We start from the raw sequence: 23,555 nt of genomic DNA on the forward strand, positions 1-23,555 counted from the left end.
ATAGGTAAAATATAGAAATCCAAATCCCACCGTTTTCCTACTAAACCTAAAATGATAGCCAAACCCAAGAAACGAAAATAAAAAAACGAGGAAAGCATCAGCACTTTCCTCGTTTTTTTATTTTCGTTTTCAACCTTTAAGCATCTGTTTGTTTCATTCCCATACGGGCTTCCACTACATTTACAACATAATCGCTTAGCTTTTCGCATTCCTGAATGATGTCCATATACATTGTACCGATAGCGTAAGTGTACTTATGGTCGTTCACATCTTGAATATTTTGTGTGCGAAGTTGGTCGCGATAATTATTGATTTCGTTTTCAATATTAAACGAACAATTGATGTCATTCTCGTGTTTGTGTCCCACAAGAAGGCTGTTCATTTGCGTTAAAGCATCGTCTGTAAGTTCAAACATCTGATCAATACGCTCGTATTGCTTCTCTGTGAAATTCTCTTTTCCCGACATGCGGCGGCTCATTGTGCGTGCAATATTGTAGCAAGAGTCGCCAATGCTTTCCAATTCTGATATTTCGCGCAACATAGAGCGTACCTTTTCCTTTGTGTCGTCGCTCAAATGGGCACTACTAATTTGGTCTAAATACTTGGCAATTTCGATTTCCATGTTATCAGAAATGCCTTCATATTTTTCTATTCGGGTGAAAAGTTTTACAAAAGCTGACTCGTCTGTGGTGTGCATCAACTCTCTTACCATGCCAAACATGCGCTGTAAACGTTCCGCAAACGACTGAATTTCCTTGCTGGCTTCTAAGACTGAAAGCTCAGGAGTTTTCATAATACCCGCTTGAATAAAGCGCAAACGGAAATCTTCCTCTGTGTCCGATTTGCGCATATGTATCATTGAACACACTAATTTCTCTAATTGTGGAATAAACCAAATAAGCAAACTTGTATTGAGAACATTAAAAGTGGTGTGGAAAGCAGCCAAAACAACAGGTAGTTTCAACTTAATGGCGCTTGTCATAGCATGACTTGTAGGGTCGTAATCAACAAATCCGCACACCATATTCACAAACGGATAGAACAAAATAAGCACCCAAACAACGCCTATCACATTAAACATTAAGTGGGCTAAGGCAGCTCTTCGAGCTTGCGTATTGGCAGCTAAAGCCGCAAGATTGGCGGTAATCGTTGTACCAATATTCTCGCCCATGACCAAAGCAATACCCAAATAAATTGGTAAAACGCCTGTTGAACAAAGCAAAATGGTAATCGCCATTACCGCAGCCGACGATTGTACAAGACAAGTAATAACCGTTCCTATCGCTAAGAATGCCAAAATCGTGAAATAGCTATTGACATCGAACGACTTAAAGAATTCTATTACCGCAGGAGTAGTGTCCAAATGTAACGATTTTCCAGCATCGCTCAGCAGCACAAGACTGAAGAACATAAAGGAAAGACCAAAGAGAAAATCGCCTACATAACGCATTTTGCGCATGTAAATCAAAATAATTCCCACCAAGAAAGCTGGAAAAACAAAACTCGTAAGGTCGACAGAATAGCCCAAAGACATAATCCAAGCCGTCAGCGTGGTACCTATATTGGCACCCATAATGACTGAAATCGCTTGAGCAAGAGTGAGCAATCCTGCGTTTACAAAGGAAACTGTCATCACGGTTGTAGCTGATGAAGATTGAACAGCACAAGTAATGAACGTTCCTGTGAGCATACCTGTAAATCGGTTTGTGGTCATTGCGCCCAAAATGTGACGCAATTGTGAACCCGCCATCTTTTGTAATGCCTCACTCATTACCTTCATACCATAGATAAGTAACGCTAATGAGCCGACAATCTTAAAAAAAATAGCAAAATAATCGCCTGTAGTCATATTTAATATTATTGTAATGCAATTTCTTTTTGCGTTTTACTAAGAATTTACTAACTTTATACCCAAAGACAAAAGTTAATAGAATACAAGATGAAACAAGTATTACAAATTCGTTGCAAAAATAATAAAAAAACTTTAGATGTCCCAATCGGAAGCTCACTTTATGATGTTTATAGCGCATTTAATCTTAAAATGGAGTACGGACCGGTCAGCGCAAAAGTCAATAACAAGGTGGAGGGACTAAATTACCGCGTGTTCCATAATAAAGATGTTGAGTTTCTCGACCTCCATTCTTCTTCTGGTGTACGCACTTATACACGCTCGCTCTTCATGGTTTTATGTAAAGCGGTGCACGATTTATATCCAAAAAGCAAAGTTATCATAGATATTCCCGTGTCAAATGGTTATTATTGTAATCTGAACATAGGTCGTGAGGTTACGGAAGACGATGTAAACAAGATTAGAAAGTGCATGCAATCTATCATAGATGCACAGAAACCCATATCAAGATTTGAAACTACGACAGAAGATGCCATAAAGATGTTCCGCAAATTAGGCGACGAAGCCAAGGTGAAACTTCTTGAAAGTACAGGCTCGTTGTACACTTTCTATTACAAATTAGACGATTACGTGGATTATTACTACGGCTCTATGCTCACAAACACATCGCTTATAAAATTGTTTGGGGTTGAAAAATTCTTTGATGGACTACTTTTGCGCATTCCTGATACCGACAATCCTGGAAAATTGAGCGAGAACATTAACCAAGATAAGATGTTTGAAGTGTTCAAAATTCACCATCGTTGGCAACAAATATTAGGCGTTCGCACCGTAGGAGATTTCAATGAAGCGGTTAAAAAAGGACTTTCTAACGACCTTATCAATGTTAGCGAAGCCTTACAAGAAAAGAAAATTTCGCAAATGGCAGAGACTATTGCCCACAAAGAAGGCGTGAAAGTTGTCTTAATAGCAGGACCTTCATCAAGTGGAAAAACCACTTTCTGCAAGCGTTTGTCCGTGCAATTACTCACCTGCGGCATAAAACCTGTGCAAATTTCCTTAGACGATTACTTTGTTAATCGGGTTGATACGCCACGCGATTCATCGGGCGATTATGACTACGAAAGCCTTTATGCACTGAATATTCCACTCATCAACGAACAGTTTCAAGCATTATTCCGTGGAGAGGAAGTGCAATTACCAAGCTATAATTTCCAAACGGGAGTAAACGAAATGAAGGGTAAAAAGTTGCATTTAGAACCTAATAACATACTCATTGTCGAAGGTATTCACGCCTTAAACCCTTTGCTTACAAAGGATATACCTGACGAAAAAAAGTTCCGCATCTATGCTTCTGCGCTCACAACGATTCTCTTAGACGACCATAACTACATTCCCACAACCGACAATCGACTCATTCGGCGCATTGTTCGCGACTATAAATATCGTGGTTGTTCGGCTCAAGATACCATTAAACGATGGCCAAGTGTGCGTGCAGGAGAGAAAAAATGGATTTTTCCTTACCAAGAAAATGCTGACGTAATGTTTAATACGGCTATGCTTTACGAAGTTGCCGTGTTGAAAGCACAAGCCGAAGCGGTCTTAGAACAAGTACCTGAAAACTGCGATGAATATGCCGAAGCCTACCGATTACGCAAATTCTTAGGCTATTTTGCATCGCTCCCATTCCGCAGTCTACCTCCTACTTCGCTCTTACGCGAGTTCCTCGGTGGCTCATCATTTAAATATTAGCGATAAAAGGAATTGTCAAAAAGTAAATTTTCAGTACAATTTTAGTCCACAAAAGGTTATTTTTAGAATAGGGAATAAAGAAGCGAAAGCCAATTTATTCCCATTTTTTGTACTATTCAACTCATAAAAAATGCTCCAAAAGCCCCTAAAAACGCTATTTTATCCCTAAGATGAAGATTTTTCAGCAAAAAACCGACAAAAAATTTGGAGGGAATATAAATAAACAGTACCTTTGCACCGCAATTTTGTCCTATGGTGTAATGGTAGCACAACAGGTTTTGGTTCTGTTTGCGGTGGTTCGAATCCGCCTAGGACAACAAAAATGCGAAAAAGTCCTTCAAAGTTTTCTTTTGAAGGACTTTTTTTATTCTCATATTTTTTCTTTTTTACTCTTATAGAAAGCTTCGTGGAAATATGGAAGTTATAGAAATTGAGTTGAACACTACAAAGAAGGAAATTAAAAATACATAAAAAGAGTATGCCAATTTGTCCATATCAATGGTTTAAACTATATTTGCATGATGAATGGCACAGGCTTTGTCATAAACCTATTGAGCCTTTCTTCATAGGATTTGTAGCGATTCATTCCCTATAATCTTCCAAAATGGCAAGGCTATAATGAGATAAAAATAAAAAATTGATATAAAGTTATGGAATTCAACAATTATCCAGGATTTGAAAGTAATCACAATCGTGGTTATCAAGAGTTAGAAATGTCACGCACTTTCCCAATGTTAATGCGCAAGGTTTATACATGGATGACGATGGCACTTGCTATCACAGGCATTGTAGCGTATGGAGTGGGTACCTCTGAGGCGATGCTAATGATGCTTTACAATGGCATGGCGCCGCTTATCGTGTGCGGTTTAGCAGAATTAGGTATCGTGTTTTACCTTTCTGCACGCATTCAGAAGTTGTCACTTATGAGTGCTACCATGTGGTTTATCGTTTTTGCTGCGCTGAATGGTCTGACAATGGGGTGGATTTTTGCAGCTTATACTATGGCTTCTATTGCTAAAACATTCTTTATCACAGCGGGTACATTCGGTGCAATGGCAGTGATTGGCACAACGACAAAAAAAGATTTAACCAAAATGGGTGGTATTTTATTTATGGCACTCATTGGTTTAATTATTGCGGGCTTGGTAAATTTATTCTTACATAGCACAATGTTTGAGCTTATTGTCAGCGGTTTAGGCGTATTGATTTTCACAGGTTTGACCGCTTGGGACGCTCAGAAAATTAAAGAAATGGTAAGAATGGCACCTGATGCTGGCGAATCGGCACAAAAAATCGCCTTGCTTGGCTCGTTGAGTCTTTACTTAGACTTTATCAACTTATTCCTCTATTTGCTCCGCTTCTTTGGGAATAGAGATTAAACAAGGAGAATTCCGAAATAAAAATAGGTTCGTAAGAATTGGAAAATATAGCGATGAAAGAATTTCACCGCTATATTTTTTTATGAAAGTAATACAAATTATGAGAAATAAAAGGTGATAAGAAAGTACAAATTAGTCAGACAAGGCGAAAAACACGCAATAAAAAAGTGGGAAATAGGCTCTTTTAAAAGACTTTTTCCCACGTTTTCTGTTTTAATATAGTAAGTTTTGTTTTTTATTATAATGCGATTTCTTTAATCCTACATTTTATATCTTTCTTATCGACTATCACGAAGAAGAAAGGGCACATTGTCCACGACTGCTTTTCGCCTTGCTTGATGGTATATTTCAGCGTCAAAGTATGAGCGTTTTTTGTTAGACTGTGAAAAATCAAATCAGTATGTACATTGGTTTCGGGCAACACCTTAGCTAAAACAAATTGACGTTTAAAATCAATAGGGGTTGGTTCGCCGTCTTTCCCTTTGACAGCAGCTTCGCCAAAATATTGATAAAACTCGTTTTCGTTCGATATTTTGAACAAAGTTGGCACGGTTATCTTATTCCCACTGCTGAAAAAATAATTCTTCGCCAAAGTGTATTGCACCGTAGAATCTTGGTTTGTTGCACACGAAAAGGCAAATAACAAGACAGCGAATATACCTAAAAGTTTCTTCATTCTTATTTATTTCCGTTTAGTCTTTGTCCCAATTTGAAATTAACGTTAAATGGGTTGCTCTTGTAAAAAATATCCACATTGCCACCATTAACATAATTACCGATACCATGTTGTGAATAAATGCCCACTTGTTTGGTGAAATTATATTCATCTTTCCCAGACAATTGTGGTTGGATTTCTTTTGCATTTACAACAGTTCGTAAATCCTGTTCATGGAAACCTACATTTCTATCATTCATAGTTGTTGCGGAGCGCATTTTTGCATAGGTCAGCCCTGTCAAGAGACTCCATCTGTTGGTAACATTATATCGTACTGACAAGCCCAAATTCATAGATTGATAATAATTCATATTATCTGCCATTTCAAAATCGTTGTTTCGCATGCTATATAACGGCACATTTGTATAACAAAGTTCATTGCTTTGCAAATTGCCAGCACAAACAGCCGCTAACTGAGCAGAACGTTCAAAACGATTTGCTTTGTCGACTCTATTATTTTGGATTTGAGTATCACTTTGTTTGAGTTTGTAGTTATCTTGTTGTGGCATAGTGCCAAGCGTAACTCGGTGTAAATCGGCTATGTTTTCAATAGACTCTGTTGATGGCAGACCGACATTTGTTATTGTCGCACCATTATTACCTCTTTCTGAAAGAAATGGATTGGAAGCAGCAGCAAACAAGTTGGTTGAAAAAGTTCCACCATTCACATGAACACCATTGACCATTGATTTTACTGACTTCCAGGCATTGGTCATAAAATTTGAATTTCCTTTTTGAGGCAATGTGCTTGTAGCCATAGACGCAGTAGGGGTTAAAGCAGCAAACTCTGTTTCGGCAGCTTGCTTTCTTCCCCATAAGAATCCTCCCATGACAATGAGAACAACAGCAACAGCAGCTGCGACCTGCTGAACCCACAATGGAATGAGTGTTGCAGACGATTTTTTAACATTCGGAATAAGTTTTCTTTTCTCTATTTCACGCTTTATATCGTCCAACAAACCATCAGGCACCTTGCGTTCGTAGTCGCTAAAAACTTTTTGAAAATTATCTTCCCACTTTTCTTTCATTTTGCGTTAGCTTTATATTCCTTAATCTTTTTTGCTAGCATAACCCTAGCCTTATGGTATTGCGATGCCGATGTATCTGCCTTGATGTCAAGAATTTCAGAAATTTCTTTATGCGAATATCCCTCAATGACATAGAGATTGAACACAGTTTGATAACCTTGCGGTAAACTTCTTATTAACTCAAGAAGAATCTCTTCGTTCATTCCGTCTGTATTAGGTTCACTATCGTCATCGTCAGTCGCCATTCCTTCAATTGCTAACCTCATTGCGTTTTGTCGGCGCAACTCCTCAATTGATAAGTTGATTGCTATTCTGCGCAACCAAGCTTTTAAAGACCCTATGCCGTTATATTGAAACGTATCAATTTTGGTGTAAGCCTTGATAAAAACTTCTTGCAACACATCTTTAGCAACTTCGTCATCAGCAATGTATCGACAGCAGATTGCATAAAGGTAGCCAGAAAAGGCTGCATATAATTTATCCATAGCCACAGCCTCACCGCGTCTAAACATTGCTACTATAGCTTCTTCTTTCTCTTGTACTATCAAAGCAATCACTGCAGCGGTGAATTCACCAAAGGACAAGTTTCAACTTATTATGAAAAAAATGCCTAAGGGTTTGAAAACACCCAGCTTTTGTTTTAATCCCTGAGGAATTGTTACTAACTAAATGCAAAAATAGACATTTCCTTGCCATTACAACGCAAAAAGATGTTAAATAAAGATTTTTTCTTAGTTCATAGGCAAGGTTTTTGCGATTGAAGCATTATATAGTCAAACGAAGAAAATTTACAAAGGCATGAAATCGTATGATTAAATATAAGAATAAAGTCGTGTCAGCTGCTTACGCACTGATAATCTCAATGGGACTTGTGTCATGCAATATGACCAATGATAAACAATAAATGGGTCTTAGCCCAAAAGAAAAGCAAGAAGCATTTCAAGAAGCAAAAGGCGAATATAAAGGTTTTGTTTATTTTAATGACAGAAAAACAAGCGACAATGTTCTTACATTAGATTCAGCCGAGGTAACCATAAATATCCTAACCGATAGTACAATGGTTATTCACGATATGCCTTCAAAAGTATTGGTTGCAAAAGTAGCACCAAGCAATTTGAAAACTGCCGTAACAAAATATGGTAAATTCGATATAAATTACAAAATTGACTTCGCAGAGGTTGACCCTATAAAGATGGTGGTAGCGCCATTGCCTATTTCATTTAATGTGAATTACATTGGGACAACGAAAAAATATGAAACAGGATTCCTAGGATTCCTCTTTAACAGAAAAGTTTCTGGAGCTGCTTTAAAACGCGGAATATTGATGATGCAAATTATTCAATCAAAAATAATGTTATTAGATGGAACAACTGAAACAAACATGGCAAGTAGAAACTTCATAAAGTTTAAATTGTCAAAAGTTGTAAGATAAGAGTAAGTCGAAACAAAATGAAAGAAAGAAGACGACGAACTCACAAAAATGAAATTAGAAAATGAATAAGTAATAATAAAATCCTTTTTAAATTTTTTTCTGATGTTAATATCTAAGATGGTATACTGACAATTTGCCAAACTCTTAGAGAGAAGCAAAACAAATCAGTGATGACAAGTTTTACGGCAATACATTAAATTGCCGCTTCGCTATAACAGAAAAGGGACAAATCAGTGATGATGAGTCCTTTTTTTTATGATTATAGGTCAAGAAAAAAGAATATGCCAAGCAAGATTAATTACAATTTACATCGCTTTTGGCAGTCTAAAAATAATTGCACTGCTTTTTATTTGGAAAAATGTTCTAATTGCAGTATCTTTGCATAAGATATAGCTGCACTCAGCAATGTTCAAACAAGTTTGCATTGCACTCATTGGCAATATCTTTGCATAAGATATAGCTGCACTCAGCAATGTTCAAACAAGTTTGCATTGCACTCGTTGGCAATATCTTTGCGAAACTTATCACGTTATAATAATGTCGAACGATAATAATTTCAAAATTTTAAACAAGATAGACTCGCCTTCCGATTTGCGAAAGCTAAGCATTGACGAGTTACCGCTACTTTGTGATGAGTTGCGAAAAGACATTATCCAAGAGGTTGCAGTCAATCCTGGTCATCTTGGTTCGAGCCTTGGTGCAACCGAAATAACAGTAGCATGCCATTATGTGTTTAATACTCCCGAAGATAGAATCGTATGGGACGTAGGTCATCAAGCTTACGGTCACAAAATACTTACGGGAAGACGTGAACGCTTTTGCGAAAACAGAAAATTAGGCGGTCTCATGCCTTTTCCTTCTCCAAAAGAAAGTACTTTTGACACTTTTACCTGTGGTCATGCTTCCAATTCCATTTCGGCAGCATTAGGAATGGCAGTAGCAGCAAAGATGACTCATCACCCAGAGCGTCATGTTGTAGCTATTATTGGCGATGGAGCCATGAGTGGAGGATTAGCATTCGAAGGGCTTAACAATGTCTCAAGCCAACCTAACGATTTGCTTATTATATTGAATGACAACGATATGTCGATTGATAGAGCAGTTGGAGGAATGCAACAATACTTGATAAATCTTGATACAAACGACACTTACAACCGTATTAGATTCAAGGCATCAGAATGGTTAAAGGCAAAAGGGCTACTTAATGATGAAAGACGCAAAGGAATTATCCGACTGAATAATGCGATAAAATCAGCACTTTCACAACAGCAAAATCTCTTCGAAGGAATGAATATTCGTTATTTCGGTCCCTTCGATGGCAATAATGTGATTGAAGTAGTCAGACTTTTGCGTCAATTAAAGAACATGAAAGGGCCTAAACTTCTCCACCTCCATACTGTGAAAGGAAAGGGATACGAGCCTGCTGAGAAAAGTGCCACCATTTGGCATGCACCAGGAAAGTTTGACCCAGAAACGGGAGAACGTGTCGTTCAAGACACAAACAATAAGCCACCAAAGTTCCAACATGTCTTTGGAAAAACGCTTTTGGAATTAGCAAAACAAAATCCACACATCGTAGGAGTAACCCCAGCCATGCCGTCGGGTTGTTCTATGAACATCATGATGAAAGAAATGCCTGAACGTTCATTCGATGTAGGAATTGCAGAGGGACACTCTATCACTTTTTCAGCAGGTATGGCGAAAGACGGTTTGCAACCATTCTGTAACATATATAGTTCGTTTGCACAACGAGCTTACGATAATATCATTCACGATGCAGCTATCTTAAATCTCCCTGTCGTACTTTGTATCGACCGTGCAGGGCTTGTTGGTGAAGACGGAGCAACGCATCATGGTTCCTTTGATTTAGCTTATTTGCGCCCCATTCCTAACGTTACCATAGCATCGCCTATGAACGAACATGAGTTACGCCGATTGATGTACACCGCACAATTGCCTGATAAAGGATTTTTCGTAATTCGATATCCACGTGGAGGGGGTGTTTTAGTGGATTGGGAATGCCCATTTGAAGAAATAAAAGTGGGAATAGGACGCAAACTTTATGATAAAACAATAAGGAATTTCGCTGAAAACAATGTTGCTATTCTTACGATTGGGCCTATCGGAAACGATGCTTTATCATCAATAAAAGAAATAGAACAAGAAGGAAAATACAAGGGGCGCATTGCTCATTATGACATGCGCTTCTTGAAACCAATAGACGAAAGTATTCTCGAAGAGGTGGGAAAAAACTTCAAACATATCATTACCATAGAAGATGGTGTACGCAATGGAGGACTGGGAACGGCGGTTATGGAATGGTTGAACGACCATGAATATTTCCCACACATACAAAGATTGGGTATTCCTGACAAATTCATAGAACAAGGAACTGTTCAACAACTCCGACAAATATGCGGAATTGACAAAGAAAATATTAAGCAACAAATTGAAAACAAGTTGCAAAAAGTAGCTAATTAAGTTATGAAGATAATTATTGCAGGCGCATACGCCATTGGAACTTATCTTGCACAATTCCTATCTCGCAATAAGTACGACATCATTCTTATCGATGAATTGCCCGAAAACTTAGAGAAAATTGGGCAAAACTATGACCTTCTTACATTGGAAGGTAAATCAACGAGTATTAATGTATTAAAACAAGCTGGCGCAAAGCATGCCGACTTATTTATTGCCGTCAATCCAAAAGAAACCGATAACATAACAGCTTGCACCATGGCTCACCACCTTGGTGCCAAAAAAACAGTTGCAAAGATTGATAATCCTGAATATATGGAGCCTCAAAACCAAGAGTTTTTTAAACGATTGGGCATTGATAGACTTATTTATCCTGAACTATTGGCGGCTAAAGATATTATTAATGGGTTGAAAATGTCATGGGTTCGCCAACGTTGGGACGTTCATGGTGGTGCATTGGTCATGCTCGGCATCAAATTAAGAGAAACTTGTAAAATATTAGACCGCCCATTAAAAGATATTAGTGGACCTTCTGACCCTTACCATATCGTAGCAATTAAACGCCATAACGAAACCATTATTCCTAATGGTGAAGACACTTTGCAAAAAGAAGATTTAGCTTATTTCATGACTCAGAAGGAGTACATTCCTTATATGCGCAAGATTACAGGCAAGGAAAACTATGTTGATATTAAAAATGTCATGATAATGGGTGGTGGACGCACAGCGGTTCGCAGTGTGAAAATCATACCTGAGTACATGAATGTGAAGGTAATAGAAACCAATCCCGACCGTTGTGAATACTTAAACGAAATGTTTGATGAAGACCAACTAGTGATAAATGGTGATGGTCGCGATACTAATCTTTTGGTTGAAGAAGGCATTCGTCATACACAAGCTTTTGTTGCGCTAACTCCTAATGCCGAAACCAATATTCTTGCCTGTATGGCTGCCAAGACTTTTGGTGTAAAAAAGACTATTGCATCAGTTGAAAACTTCGATTACATAGACATGGCTGCGAAACTTGATATTGGTACGATTATAAACAAAAAGGCGATTGCAGCCAGCTACATTTACCAAATGTTACTTGATGCCAACGTAGATAATGTTCGTTTCCTTATGGCTGTTGATGCTGATGTTGCTGAATTTATTCCTGTTCAAGGCTCAAAAATCACTCGCAAACCTATCAAAGATATTCAACTCCCAAGTGGTATGACTATCGGCGGACTCGTTAGAAATGAAGTAGGAATGCTTGTTTCTGGTAATACTCAAATAGAAGCTGGCGATATTGTGGTTGTTTTTTGCTACAATGTTAACAAAAAGAAAGTAGAACAATTATTTAATTAAGCAGCTATTTAGGAGGTATCATGCTCAATCTAAAAACAATTTTCAAAATTTTAGGCTCACTTTTGTGGATAGAAGCAACGCTTTTAACGCTTTGCCTCTTTGTTGCAATGCTTTATCAAGGCGATGATATAATGGCTTTTGCATGGTCTATCCTCATAACTATTAGCTCTGGTTTAGGTTTTCGCCTACTGGGTCGCCATTCAAACAATATTATTGAGCGTCGCGATGCCTATTTCGTGGTTGCCATAGCATGGGTAATTTTCTCATTATTTGGCACATTGCCATTCCTTATCAGTGGGTATATAGACAATCTTACGAATGCTTTTTTTGAAACAATGTCGGGCTTTACCACTACGGGAGCTACCGTTATAGACTTTCCAGAGCACCTTCCTAAAGGATTATTATTTTGGCGTTCGCTTACACAATGGATTGGTGGATTGGGCATTGTGTTCTTTACCATTGCCATTCTTCCCTCACTTGTGGGTGGTTCTCTCAAGGTTTTTGCAGCCGAATCGACAGGTCCTATCAAGAGTAAACTTCACCCTCGTCTGAGTACGAGTGCCAAATGGATTTGGATAGTGTACCTTATTCTTACTATTGCTTGTATTTTAAGCTACAAAGTGTGCGGAATGAATTGGTTTGATGCCTTCAATTATTCCATGACGAGTACTGCCACAGGTGGATTTGCAACGGAAAGCGGTTCAATAGCTACCTTTAAATCGCCAGCGGAAGAGTATGTTTGTACGCTTTTCTGCTTTTTGGCGGGTGTAAACTTTACTTTGCTATACACTTCTGTGGCTGGTTTCAAGTTCAAACAATTTCTTAAAAATTCAGAATTTAAGTTTTATACGACTCTTGTTTTAGGTTTCAGCCTTTTTATCATGCTGGAACTTATTTTCCGCAATAACTATGACGTTGAACACGCATTCCGTAGCTCTATATTTCAAGTAGTTTCTTTCATAACAACAACAGGTTTATTCAGCGATGATGCTGCAAAATGGCCTCATGTAACATGGGTTATTTTAGCTGCTTGTATGTTCTTCGGTGGTTGTTCTGGTTCGACAAGTGGCGGATTTAAAAGCATTCGTGGCGTTATGCTGATAAAGATTGTGCGCAATGAGTTCCGCCAAATTCTGCACCCCAATGCTGTTTTGCCTTTAAAAATAGACGGTTATAATGTTCAAATGTCTAAGCGTGTAACCCTTTTATCGTTCCTTGGACTTTATCTTTTCCTTACTTTGGTATGCGCTTTCACAATGATAGCTGCAGGAATAGACTCAACTAATTCTATTACAATAACACTTAGTTCGTTAGGAAATGTAGGTCCGGCATTAGGATTAGAGATTGGTCCGACAATGTCGTGGAACGAATTGCCCAATTTTGCAAAATGGATGGCATCGTTTTTGATGTTGGTTGGTCGTCTAGAGTTGTTCACAGTCTTAGTACTTTTTTCTCCTTCTTTCTGGAAAGAGAATTAAACGAAACACCGCTTTTACAATTTATGCTTGTAAAGGCGGCGTTTTGCTTTCCTTGTTTCTATTAAAAAAATCTTCTAAATCTGCTTTCAATCGTTTGTAAGGTTCACATTTATTGTACGCTACATTGCGCCTTAACATGGGAATAATATTCTCTACGCTGTGTGAATAGCTTGAAAGTTCGTTGCGTTGCTGCACTATGTGTACTGCATTTCTTTGAATTTCCGTTTCCATATCACGGATTAATCTATCGCAAACACGCTTTAATGCAGGCACAACCACATTGTCAAACAAATGATGACCTTGTATGTAAAGGTAAGTTGTTTGTGGTGTTACCCCCAAATGCTTTATATCTTCTTTCACTGCCAAATAACTTTCCTTTGCATCGGGGTAGTCTTTGTGGAACTGGTGAATTCAACTAGCAAGTGCAAATTTACACTATATTGCCGTAAAAGCATTCTTGTGGTGTCTTATAATCCAATTTTTTTCTTGGTCTTGTGTTAATTTTATATTGTATTTTTGCATTTTGTTGATGTGTTATGTTGTCAAAATCTGTTCCCTTTGGTATGAATTGCCTTATTAATGCATTTTGATTTTCAATGAGCGGTTTCTGCCACGGCGAATGTGGGTCGGCAAAATAGACCGTAACGCCTAATTTCTTTGTAATATACTGGTGATTTGCAAACTCTGTACCATTGTCTGTAGTTATACTTTTGAGGGTATCCTTAAATGGCATCAATAGTTTTACAACTATATCTGCAACCTCGTCCGCATCCTTTCCTTTGTTCGACTTTCTTATGAGGATATAGTTCGTCTGCCTCTCTACGAGCGTAACGATAACTCCTTTGTTTCCTTTTCCAACAATAGTATCCAATTCCCAGTCGCCAAATCTTGTCCCGTCAGCTTCTTTTGGTCGTTCAGCAATAGACGTCCTGTTTAGGATTGTTGTACGCTTACCCCCAACAGGTCTGTTTCTGTGTTTTAGCCTGTATCGACAGTACTTATAAAGGCAGCCTCCATTTCTTTTATCCTTGCGGATTAGCTTGTAAATAGTTTCATAAGAAATCTTCATCTCTCTTTTTCTCAATACGTTAGAGATTTGTTCGGGAGACCATTGTTCTTCTACCAATAAACGGATTACTTCCTTCCATACTTCTTTCTTTATAGTATGGTTGCCAGGATTACGATGCTTTCGATAGACAGCATTAGCTTGGGCTGTCTCCGCATTATATTTACCTTGTTTACCACTATTGCGTTTTATTTCACGATAAACCGTACTACGGTCTACCCCGATTAACTCTGCTATTTCACTTTTTGGTGTTTTCTTTTGGAGTAAGATAGAAATTGTGTATCTTTGCCCCGAAGTCAGTTGTTTATACATAAGCAATACAAAATTAATTGATTTCAGGGAGATTCGTTAGAGTCTCCTTTTCTTTTTTATCGTATTGCTAGTTGTTATTCACTATTGGCGGCGGCTATCTTGGTGGCTACTCGCCCCCAAACCCCTCGGTGTTTTATGGCATAGATTATTAAGAGTTACGCCATATTTTGTTGCAGTTCTATATTGAACTTACGACTGTTGAATCTTTCTCGCCACTTTTTTTCTAACCCTTTGTATGTTTTGAAAGGCAGTAGAGAATGAGAAATTGCCCAATTCAATGATGTGATTAAAGTCGGTTATTGTAAATCTTCCGTATATATTGTTTCTATAAAACCATATATTCCACACGAAAAGCGGAAAAATGGCTTCGCTATATTGGCGTAAGTATTCTTCAAAATCAAATATATTTTTATCATTAAGCGTTACCGCTACTGTTACATCGTGCAGACTTCCAGCAAAGCATTGCAAATTTTCGATAGCGTATGCGTATGTATGAAAAACATAAGGATTATAGTTTACGGCTTGTGATGTTGATGTAAGTCCTTGCAAAAGATAGTCATAATCGGCATCGACACAGGCAATCATACTTTCTCCTACATTTTCCTGAAACAAATTCATTAGTACCGACTTCTTTCCACGGGTCAGTGTTTGCCGTGAAGGCAGCATAACTTCAAAATAACGCTCCTCATTCTCAAACTCGCTAAGGGCAGTTCTCCAAAAGAATATATCGTCGTATGATTCTACATACGCTAAGATTTTCTTGCGTGCATTGCGACCATTAAGCCTGTTAGCAGCTTGAATATACTCCGACGATAGGTTTTCTCTGAGTTGTTTCCCCATTGTTATTCTTTATGTGAATTAATCAATTGTGATTTCATTTACCTCTGTCACATTATCGAACCAGCCGTCCATGATGACCGCAGGGCTATGTGTGGTAAGTATGATTTGAACATTTGGATTCAAACTAAGTATCAACCCAATGAGTTTCTTTTGCCATTCTACATGCAAACTTACTTCTGGTTCGTCCATAAATAGCACGTATGGTTGGTTGTCTTCCACTAAAACAGTGAGCAAGATAGCCAACATTTGTTTCTCTCCACTCGATAATTGGTAAGGGAAAAGTGTTTCTCCCACTTGTGAGAAGCGTATTTCGTTTTCCGAACGTACTATTTTTTTGCCTGTTTCAGTAAACAGATTATCAATAATATCTTGGAAAAGTTTCTTTGGAGCCGAATAAGTTTGTGCCTTTATGGTAGCATCAGGGGCGCCACTTTGAAGCATTTCTATGATTCTGTTGCCTACATTCACTTGATAATCTAAGTATTTTCTTTGCAATTGGAATAACTGCCAATCAAGTTCGGTAGTAAGATTCAAGTCGGCTTTGGTAATACTTTCCATGTTCATTAATGGCCGGTCAAAGGAACGAATAATGTCATATCTTATCCACTTTGTATTTGGTGGCTGAACTTTTATGCTCACTCCTTTAATCATGTGGCTTGGAAATTCTCCTCCTTGTGATAGCCCTTTAATCACCTTATTTAATATGGTACTCTTGCCTACCCCATTGATACCACTCAAGATATTCACCTTGCGGTCTAATGTCCATTTAATATGTTTCACACCACCCCAAAGCGATTCTATTTCTATTTCTTCTATGTAATCTGCGTATTTTTGCATCGTTTTACGTTTATATCCGATTACAAATATAGTGATTTTCTTTCAATGTAAGTGTTTTTTAAGTAGTTAAGAAGATATAAAGAATTTACTTTATTCATAAGAATACGTAAGGTGAGCCTTTTTTAGGCTCACCTTACGATAGATTTGTAGATTACATTTTGATGTATTAGGGTCATCATTTAAATTTTACATACCGTACTCGGAACCTTGTTGGTCGTTTCGTTTATGTGGTAACTCAGGTGGTATGTAGATAAGTTCTTACTTAAAAAAACGCCCCTCGTTTCAACCAACGAAGGGCGCTAAACTCATTCATCACATAGTTACATTAACTTAATCTGTAGAAAAAAGCATATATTTTATTTTATCAGTCTAATCTAATTATTAATTCATCTTGTGAACTTCGATTATAAAACGGCAAAAATGAGAAAACCCCTATTCTAATTTTCTATTTTAACATATATTTGCTATAAATATTATTGATTTAACAAAACTACCTATTCTATTAACAAATATACGCCCTAAAACGCTATTTTATCTGCTTACTCCACTTCAAATATAGCGTGATAAATGGAAGTTTGTAAGTAGAAGTGTTCGAAAAAAATTAAAAAGACTGACCTGAATTTTAATCAAGTCAGTCTTTTAAAAGGTGGGTTCTAAAAATTAGCTTTGCTATATTTTGAGGAATTTATTGAATACAAATCGGCAGTGAACGAAGGAGCATAGTGGACTATGCGACCGAATGAACTGACTATTTGTATCAATAAGAACTCAAACGATTGTAAAACGTAACCCATAATTTAAGTATGTTTCTTATAAGGTGGTAATTTTTAGAACCCACCTTTCTAATATTATAGGTCAGCGAAACCTTATTTTCTTGTTATTACCACCTTTATGGTTTGGTTTTCTAATTTTACAAAATAGATTCCTACGTTTTGCGCATTGAGTTTTGCAATACCGTTGTTACTCATTGCTTTATCGATGAGCATACCATTAGCAGAATAAAGCATAACAGTTTCGTCGTTTGGTAGTCCTTCCACCATAACCATTTGACCATTGGCGTACACTTTTGTGCCATTTTTAACCATTGTTGTGTTAATGCCTTCAGTGCCAGCCCCTTCGTATGGTTTAGGCGAAACCATTCCATAATCGTCAATGTTTAAAGCAAGTACAGGCCATAGTTTGTCTTTTGCAATTTTCACATCACTTGCTAAGGCTACATTTTTTTCTTTATCGCTTGATGTTTCTGCCACATAAATGCCTTGCAAGTTGAGTCCTCCGTAGTCATCCCATTGGTCTGCATCGTATGCAATGTAGGTTGGCAACGACTTCATAAGGTTAGTCATGTTTGCTCCTTTTATATTATTGCGTTGCATTTCTAAATGACGTAATTCAGAATTAGCTGCCAACTTGATTTCAGAAATCATATTGTTATAACAATTTATTTGCTGAATCTTTGGATTTTGGCTCAAATCTAATGTTCCTTCAATCATGTTGTCGCGACAAATCAATGAAGTTAATAACGGATTTGCACTGAAATCGAGTTGCTTAATACCATTATTATAGCAACTGAAATCGCTTAATGCAGGAAGTTTCTTAAAATCAATATTGGTTAATCCTTTATTGTTTCCGCAATAAAGCGTTGATAATTGAGGAACATTGTCAAATTCTATTGTTTTTAATTCGTTGTCATCGCAATAGAGTTCTTTCAATTGTGGCTGATTGGTAATGACAATTGAAGTAATTTTATTCGTATTGCAATCCAATTTTGTCATTTTTCCATAGAGCGTAACTTCATTTGCAGTAAGCACAAGCTGTCCTTTGTCATTATAGGTTGCACCCTTTATTCTTATTTCTTCTTTTGCCCCAACTAACAATGCGAAGGCTTCGCCAATGGCTTTGTTTGTTTTAAAAACAATTGTACTTTCGTCCGTGCTTTCTTCTATTATTTCTATGAAGTTTTTGTCCCATTCTTCGTTAGCTTGATAGCTTGCTTTCGAGCCTACTGGAACATAAAGAGTTGTGCCATAGTTGGCATACATCACGCCGAAAGCACCAGTAGCAACTTCAGGAGCTTTCACGGCTGCAACGTGCAATTGACGTAATTTTTGGCAAACATCTACTGCACTTGCTTCAACAAGCGTTAGCGTAGAAGGCCAATATAAGCGTTCTAAAACCTCCATATCACGGCATAGGCTGTTAGGAATGGTTTTTACTCCCTCGTTTATGTAGAGTTCTTTCAAGTTTTTAGAACCTTCAAATGCACTTTGTGAGAACGATTTAACGGTAGGCAATGTTCTGTAAGATGTTCTTTCGTCGGCTGCTGGAAAGGTAATGAGCGTTTCTGCTTTACTATCATAAAGCACATTGTCGATAACTTTAAAATGAGCATTGGCCTCGTCTATTTCGATTTTAGAAAGATTTTTGCAACCTCCAAATGGAGCTCGCTTTATTGTTTCCAACTTGTCGTTTAGCACTACACGCTTAATTTGTGTGCCATAGAACGCAGTTTCGCCTAAAGTTTTGAGCGATTTAGGCGCAACAAATTCTGTCAGTGCTGTCTTAAAGAAAGCACTTCTGTCAATAAGTTCTATACCATCAGGAAGATTAATTTCAGACAACTCGTAACAACTCATGAATGCCACTTGACCAATCTCTTTGATAGTAGGAGGCAATACTACTTTTTTCAATTTTCCAGCTTTAAGAAATGCCCCATATCCCATTTTTGTGATGTTTTTAGGCAATATTATGCTTGTAAGTGCAGGATAATATCCAAAAGTTGCTCCTGGCAAGAAAGTTGTTTCAGCCCCTTTATAATCGACAAGTGTAACATCAAGCAAGTTTAATTCGCTAAGCATCTTTGCTCTCTTCAGCGTAGAAAGGTCTGCATTGTTTAATTTTCCTACGATTGTAAGGTTTGTAACTTTCTCAAGGTCGTCGCCGATTACAGTTTCTAAAGTTCCAGGCTTGTCCACATTTACTTTTTTTGTTGTTTGTGCAAATAAGGTGCAGCAATACAACATACTAAAAAGTAAGGTTAATACATACGATTTTTTCATAATAATTTATTTTAGATGATAAATGATTTCAAATACAAAGATAAAAATAATGAAGTTAAAAACAAAATATAAGTTACGAAATGTAGCAATTTTTCAAAAATAATCAATAATATTGCATATATATAGTATGTTTAAAAGAAAATGTTTTTTCTACATTATTATATTATACCTTATTTCCGCAAACAACGTGAATTCAATATAATTTCAACATCACTAAAAATAAATATAAAGGCACTGGTGCTGGCAATGAAGAAAAGGGACGATTATAAATGAAAATTTTATAGATAGGAAAACAATTTCCTTGTCGAAATATTTTACTTTCGACAAGGAAATATATTCTATTTCAGACTACTAATCATATATGGTGCACCAGAAGTTTTTACTTTTATATTTTCATAGCTTCCATCATTCAAATGATAGATAGAGTAGCCCATTCCTTTATCAGTTGACATACCGAAGATGATGTCATTGCCCGACTTGCAAATGGATGCCGCCCAGCCTGTAGTTCCTGAGAAGTTCATCTTCTTGCAAGTCTTATCATAGAGATTAATCTCAAAAGGCTGAAACGATTTATCATGAACGTAATCTGGTGGATTGCTTGCTGCCCCAGGAATATTTAGGTATCCATAAACCTTTCCGTTTCCACCATATACCTTATTATAGGCATATGAAGTTTTACCTCCTTTTACACCCTCCAGATTTACATCTGCAAGGGTAAAGCAATAAGACTTGTCAAACTCCTGTTCTCCCTTCTTAATGCGCAAGAAGCCTTCCTTTGCCCCCATCTGATAACCGAACATTCCTACGCAATAGAAATAGATATCACCCTTCTCGTCCACAAACGGATCACCAGCAGGTGTTCCGCTGGACGACATCGTAACGCGACTATCACTAATAAGTTTGATTGGCTTGTCTGTTTTCGTGTCAATTAATGCAACATAGGCTCCAGTTTCGCAAGAATAAGCAGACTTCATTTCATTCAGTGACACATATAAAATTCCGTCTCTGATAACAGAGGCACATGGTTCAGGATTATTGTCACCAGAGGACTTTCCCAAAGAATAGTCGGATAAGTCTATTTCTCCTATCTTCGTCATTGAGGATGGGTCAATAATCCACACCTTTCCTATACCAAGGCAAGAAACATATGCCTTCTTATTGGATGCGAACGTGATGTACGTTGCCTTTGCACCACTTGGGAAAACCATAGTCATGCCCTCTTGGACGAGCTTGCCATCTTTTGGCGCATATTTGTAAAGGTGTTCCGTGTCAGTCACATATACCTTGCCACCATGTACAAATGAAAATGCACCCTTGGCAAACACCAAAGCATTGTCCGTATTGAGCGAACTGGCTGTCAAGTCCTTGAACAGACTGACATATGTGTTCTCTCCAATATTCACGCTATGCACAAATCCTGCCTCGGACTTTGCTGGTGGCGTTGGAGGAACATCTGGAGTGTCTTTACTACATGAGGAAAGACCTGATAACACAAGCAGCGCCGTGGCTGCGACTAAGAAATAATGTTTCATTTTGACTATAAATTTTTGAAATGAATAATAAGAATTTACATACTCATAGCTCCTCCTGAGACTTTGTCTCGGAACAGATTAAAACGCAATTTAGCCTTAAAGGTTCTGCCTTGCAGTGGCATTTTGAATTCCATGTAGTTCTCTTTGTCAAAAATATTTTCGACCTCGAAACTCAGAGAAACATTGTTATGCCAAAATGACTGTTGAAGCCCTATGGTAAACACATCGTTGGAAGGAATGATCCATTTCTTACGTTGGTCGGGCAGTGTGCTCATTTGCCAGCCCCAATCGAATTCTCCGACATGAGAAACATCAACATAAACTCTGGACAACTCCGTCTTTCCCAACAAACCTTCAACGTGATATTCCATGCCATAGTTGTAATAAAATGAAGGTATGTTGGGAACATGCTTGTCATACGTAGGATTATCCGAACCTTTCTCATCGTTTAACCATTTTTAACGGTCTCGAATGTCCTGTAATGTAAGATTAAAGTATGCATAGACGTTTGGGGTTATATCTACCTTTAAGTCAGTATCGAAACCAAGCGTACTTGTCTTTCCTAAGTTTATATATATGGAACGGATGTCAGCGGGGAAAAGTCTTATCATATTCTTCATGTACATATAATAAAAGTTTGTTTCCCATTGCACACGAGTAAGCCCCAATAGATTTCTCTTGTCCATGATGACCCCAATGTTCAAATTATTTCCAACTTCTGGCTGAAGATTTACAGAAGGTTTGATACTCATTCCGTTTCCGAACAATTCTCCCGTATCAGGAATTCTCACATTGTGTGAAAACGAGATTTTTCCCCTCACACCTTTCCATAATTCATAGCTAAGCCCTTCGCTAAAGCCATAATACGTTTTGTTCACGTTGGTCTGCTTGGGAGCGAATACGTTTTCTGTCTTGTCTTTTGACAAGGCATCGCTTGTTCTATAGATTTTTGACTTCAGATAATAGATGCTTATTGTCAAGGAATTCTGAAAGCGATTATTAGAAGAAGCAAACAAATAACTTAGTCCGATGTTGTTTGAAGTCATTTTGCTGGGAAATGAACTGGGATCGAAGCCAAGGTATTCATTCATACGATCGTCCTTAGGTCTATAGTCTGAGAATACGAATTGATCATTCAGATTGAAAGTATGTCGTCCAAGTGTATATTTCAAGTTAAATTTATTTCGCAACTCAAATTGCCGGTCATGGGACTCGTTGAAAAGATTATCCTCTGTCTCCCCATTAGCTTGCGTGACCGTCCCATTCCATTGCGTTCTTGTAGTTGCCGTATCCGTCATGTTAGAACGTATGATGGGAACAACAAGTGTGTTTTTCAGATCCAAATCTTTGAAAATGAAATTTTTCTTCTCCATATTCAAAGTAGGCATAATATTAAGACTTTTTGTATAGGCATATCGAGAGTCAAAGTTGAGAGACTGTATGCCTTTCTTATTCCTGTAAAAAGCACATTCCAAATCCAGTTTGTCGAAGTATTGCTTTCTAAAACCTATGCCCACATGATAGAAGTCTGCGTCATAATAGTCGTTGTTTCGTCTCACCTTTCTGTATTCAGAAGCAGGTAGATTAGTCTCAAACACTGGCCATGACATCATATAATTGTTCTTGGATTTGTTCTTGAAGAAAGCAACATTGAACAATATTCCAGATTTTGCAAAAAGTTTCTGGGCACTTGCAAGTGTCTTAGATGTCCCGAATGATGCCAATTCCTGCGTAAAACCCACTAGGTCACATTCATCCTCTCGTGTCACTATGTTGATAGCACCTCCAAGTCCATCACCACCATATTCTGCAGGAACGATTCCTTTGTACACCTCTATGTACTTAATTACATCAATCGGAATATCGTTAATATCAAAGGAACCGTCAGGGCTATTTAAAGGAAATCCATTGATGTAGACAGCGACTCGCTTACCCTCCAACCCATGTACAGATATGCGAGAGGCACTTCCTAATCCGCCTGACTTTCTCACCTTGATGCCAGACGTTCTTGTGAGAATTTCTTCTATACCGCTTGAACGTCCCCTCAACTTGGCTCCATCTACGACCGTTACAGCCATAGGACTTTGCCGAATACGGTTTATTTCTGCCTTCTGTGCGGAGGCTCTTACTACAACTTCGTCAAGTGCACTCGCAGATGTTTCCAAAAAAAAGTCTTTCGTGGCATTACCATTTGACACAAAGGCTTGCCTCACTCGTTTATATCCAACAAATGAAATCTCAACAATATATGTTCCTTTTAAGGGTATATCAATTTGATAATTGCCTGTTTTACCTGAAACTGTTTTTTGTTTTGTGTTTTTGATTGATACATATGCACCAAATATTGGAAGTTTTGTATCCTTATCCATGATTTTCCCACTTAATGTATTTTGAGCAGCCAAAATCGTTGGACATAAACACAATATCGCTACGATGAATAATCTTTTCATAATC

Annotated in this window: 14 protein-coding genes, 1 tRNA gene and 3 pseudogenes; 7 read left to right on the forward strand and 11 right to left on the reverse strand. The window is 37.7% G+C overall.

Features of this window, described 5'->3' with window-relative positions:
• Window positions 1-136: 136 nt before the first annotated feature.
• Window positions 137-1,849, reverse strand: a complete 1,713-nt coding sequence (locus DYI03_RS09200) for a Na/Pi cotransporter family protein (RefSeq protein ID WP_021670184.1) — start codon at window positions 1,847-1,849, stop codon at window positions 137-139.
• A gap of 90 nt (window positions 1,850-1,939) precedes the next feature.
• Between DYI03_RS09200 and DYI03_RS09205 the strand changes: the two genes are divergently transcribed.
• From DYI03_RS09205 to DYI03_RS09215, 3 genes are all read left to right on the forward strand, one after another.
• Window positions 1,940-3,601, forward strand: coding sequence for a nucleoside kinase (locus DYI03_RS09205; RefSeq protein WP_004356864.1), 1,662 nt, complete (start codon window positions 1,940-1,942; stop codon window positions 3,599-3,601).
• A gap of 246 nt (window positions 3,602-3,847) precedes the next feature.
• Window positions 3,848-3,918: transfer RNA gene (locus DYI03_RS09210), tRNA-Gln, on the forward strand.
• A 333-nt stretch (window positions 3,919-4,251) separates the two neighbouring features.
• Window positions 4,252-4,980: a Bax inhibitor-1/YccA family protein gene (locus tag DYI03_RS09215; RefSeq protein WP_021670185.1), complete on the forward strand. Its 729-nt coding sequence runs from the start codon at window positions 4,252-4,254 to the stop codon at window positions 4,978-4,980.
• Window positions 4,981-5,218: 238 nt separating this feature from the next.
• Here the strand turns inward: DYI03_RS09215 and DYI03_RS09220 are convergent, their stop codons facing one another.
• The 3 genes from DYI03_RS09220 to DYI03_RS09230 are packed head-to-tail and all read right to left on the reverse strand — an operon-like array spanning window position 5,219 to window position 7,235.
• Complete coding sequence (locus DYI03_RS09220; protein ID WP_021670186.1) at window positions 5,219-5,656, reverse strand: hypothetical protein; 438 nt, start codon at window positions 5,654-5,656, stop codon at window positions 5,219-5,221.
• Window positions 5,657-5,658: 2 nt separating this feature from the next.
• Window positions 5,659-6,723 carry a hypothetical protein gene (locus DYI03_RS09225; protein WP_021670187.1) on the reverse strand — a complete coding sequence of 355 codons (1,065 nt, stop codon included), beginning with the start codon at window positions 6,721-6,723 and terminating at the stop codon, window positions 5,659-5,661.
• Entirely contained in the window at window positions 6,720-7,235 is a 516-nt protein-coding gene (locus DYI03_RS09230) for an RNA polymerase sigma factor (RefSeq protein WP_051263458.1), read from the reverse strand. Before DYI03_RS09230 ends, DYI03_RS09225 begins: the two co-directional genes overlap by 4 nt.
• Before the next feature lie 392 nt (window positions 7,236-7,627).
• Between DYI03_RS09230 and DYI03_RS09235 the strand changes: the two genes are divergently transcribed.
• The 4 genes from DYI03_RS09235 (at window position 7,628) to DYI03_RS09250 (ending at window position 13,458) form a co-directional block, all read left to right on the forward strand.
• A complete protein-coding gene (locus DYI03_RS09235) occupies window positions 7,628-8,155 on the forward strand; it encodes a DUF4840 domain-containing protein (protein WP_021670189.1) in 528 nt (175 codons plus the stop codon).
• A gap of 537 nt (window positions 8,156-8,692) precedes the next feature.
• Window positions 8,693-10,636, forward strand: coding sequence for a 1-deoxy-D-xylulose-5-phosphate synthase (dxs, locus tag DYI03_RS09240; RefSeq protein WP_021670191.1), 1,944 nt, complete (start codon window positions 8,693-8,695; stop codon window positions 10,634-10,636).
• A gap of 3 nt (window positions 10,637-10,639) precedes the next feature.
• A complete protein-coding gene (gene trkA / locus DYI03_RS09245; RefSeq protein ID WP_021670192.1) occupies window positions 10,640-11,980 on the forward strand; it encodes a Trk system potassium transporter TrkA in 1,341 nt (446 codons plus the stop codon).
• Between the two features lie 20 nt (window positions 11,981-12,000).
• Window positions 12,001-13,458, forward strand: a complete 1,458-nt coding sequence (locus DYI03_RS09250) for a TrkH family potassium uptake protein (RefSeq protein WP_021670193.1) — start codon at window positions 12,001-12,003, stop codon at window positions 13,456-13,458.
• 21 nt (window positions 13,459-13,479) lie between these two features.
• On the opposite strand, the pseudogene DYI03_RS09255 reads toward DYI03_RS09250, so the two are convergent.
• The 7 genes and pseudogenes from DYI03_RS09255 to DYI03_RS09285 form a co-directional block, all read right to left on the reverse strand.
• Window positions 13,480-13,869: pseudogene (locus tag DYI03_RS09255) on the reverse strand (DUF4435 domain-containing protein); the annotation flags it as partial.
• Between the two features lie 19 nt (window positions 13,870-13,888).
• Window positions 13,889-14,836, reverse strand: a complete 948-nt coding sequence (locus tag DYI03_RS09260; protein WP_115367873.1) for an IS30 family transposase — start codon at window positions 14,834-14,836, stop codon at window positions 13,889-13,891.
• Between the two features lie 195 nt (window positions 14,837-15,031).
• A pseudogene (locus DYI03_RS09265) lies at window positions 15,032-15,676 on the reverse strand (DUF4435 domain-containing protein); the annotation flags it as partial.
• An 18-nt stretch (window positions 15,677-15,694) separates the two neighbouring features.
• Window positions 15,695-16,513: an AAA family ATPase gene (locus DYI03_RS09270; RefSeq protein ID WP_021668644.1), complete on the reverse strand. Its 819-nt coding sequence runs from the start codon at window positions 16,511-16,513 to the stop codon at window positions 15,695-15,697.
• An 866-nt stretch (window positions 16,514-17,379) separates the two neighbouring features.
• Window positions 17,380-19,569, reverse strand: a complete 2,190-nt coding sequence (locus tag DYI03_RS09275) for a leucine-rich repeat protein (RefSeq protein ID WP_021668642.1) — start codon at window positions 19,567-19,569, stop codon at window positions 17,380-17,382.
• A gap of 338 nt (window positions 19,570-19,907) precedes the next feature.
• Window positions 19,908-21,101, reverse strand: coding sequence for a YncE family protein (locus DYI03_RS09280; protein WP_021668640.1), 1,194 nt, complete (start codon window positions 21,099-21,101; stop codon window positions 19,908-19,910).
• 35 nt (window positions 21,102-21,136) lie between these two features.
• Window positions 21,137-23,551: pseudogene (locus DYI03_RS09285) on the reverse strand (TonB-dependent receptor).
• Between the last annotated feature and the right edge of the window lie 4 nt (window positions 23,552-23,555).

The organism is Prevotella disiens, assembly GCF_900454955.1.
GTDB lineage: Bacteria > Bacteroidota > Bacteroidia > Bacteroidales > Bacteroidaceae > Prevotella > Prevotella disiens.

What these genes read in the sequence shown, in the direction of transcription:
- DYI03_RS09200 (WP_021670184.1), bottom strand. Translation starts at nt 1,849, where the DNA reads ATGACTACAGGCGATTATTTTGCTATTTTTTTTAAGATTGTCGGCTCA.
- DYI03_RS09205 (WP_004356864.1), top strand. Translation starts at nt 1,940, where the DNA reads ATGAAACAAGTATTACAAATTCGTTGCAAAAATAATAAAAAAACTTTA.
- DYI03_RS09215 (WP_021670185.1), top strand. Translation starts at nt 4,252, where the DNA reads ATGGAATTCAACAATTATCCAGGATTTGAAAGTAATCACAATCGTGGT.
- DYI03_RS09220 (WP_021670186.1), bottom strand. Translation starts at nt 5,656, where the DNA reads ATGAAGAAACTTTTAGGTATATTCGCTGTCTTGTTATTTGCCTTTTCG.
- DYI03_RS09225 (WP_021670187.1), bottom strand. Translation starts at nt 6,723, where the DNA reads ATGAAAGAAAAGTGGGAAGATAATTTTCAAAAAGTTTTTAGCGACTAC.
- DYI03_RS09230 (WP_051263458.1), bottom strand. Translation starts at nt 7,235, where the DNA reads ATGTTTAGACGCGGTGAGGCTGTGGCTATGGATAAATTATATGCAGCC.
- DYI03_RS09235 (WP_021670189.1), top strand. Translation starts at nt 7,628, where the DNA reads ATGGGTCTTAGCCCAAAAGAAAAGCAAGAAGCATTTCAAGAAGCAAAA.
- dxs (WP_021670191.1), top strand. Translation starts at nt 8,693, where the DNA reads ATGTCGAACGATAATAATTTCAAAATTTTAAACAAGATAGACTCGCCT.
- trkA (WP_021670192.1), top strand. Translation starts at nt 10,640, where the DNA reads ATGAAGATAATTATTGCAGGCGCATACGCCATTGGAACTTATCTTGCA.
- DYI03_RS09250 (WP_021670193.1), top strand. Translation starts at nt 12,001, where the DNA reads ATGCTCAATCTAAAAACAATTTTCAAAATTTTAGGCTCACTTTTGTGG.
- DYI03_RS09260 (WP_115367873.1), bottom strand. Translation starts at nt 14,836, where the DNA reads ATGTATAAACAACTGACTTCGGGGCAAAGATACACAATTTCTATCTTA.
- DYI03_RS09270 (WP_021668644.1), bottom strand. Translation starts at nt 16,513, where the DNA reads ATGCAAAAATACGCAGATTACATAGAAGAAATAGAAATAGAATCGCTT.
- DYI03_RS09275 (WP_021668642.1), bottom strand. Translation starts at nt 19,569, where the DNA reads ATGAAAAAATCGTATGTATTAACCTTACTTTTTAGTATGTTGTATTGC.
- DYI03_RS09280 (WP_021668640.1), bottom strand. Translation starts at nt 21,101, where the DNA reads ATGAAACATTATTTCTTAGTCGCAGCCACGGCGCTGCTTGTGTTATCA.